This window comes from Staphylococcus sp. HMSC072E01 (genome assembly GCF_001814125.1).
Classification (GTDB): Bacteria; Bacillota; Bacilli; order Staphylococcales; family Staphylococcaceae; genus Staphylococcus; species Staphylococcus hominis.
Map to the genome: position 1 here is coordinate 1 of NZ_KV814980.1, position 298 is coordinate 298.

Here is a 298-nt window from a genome sequence, read left to right on the forward strand (position 1 = left end):
TCATCAACGATGACAATGCGACACCAGCACAAGTGACAGCGACTATCGCAAAAATAGATGTAGTGCAACCTAAGTTAGACAATGCCATTAGCTTACTTCATGACAAAGAAAATAATAGTGAGTTAGTGAAAGCAAAAGCGAAATTAGATGCAGCGATTGGTGAAGACGATCCAACACCAGGAATGACGCCAGCAACAGCAGATAACTATAGAGCGAAAAAAGCAGAAGCAGAACGAATTAGTGCAGAAGCCCAAGGTGTGATTAACAACGGTGATGCGACAGCTGAAGAAATCAGAGA

General features: G+C 42.3%; 1 pseudogene. It reads left to right on the forward strand.

The features are described 5' to 3' along the window. Positions 1–298: pseudogene (locus tag HMPREF2953_RS07775) on the forward strand (hypothetical protein); the annotation flags it as partial.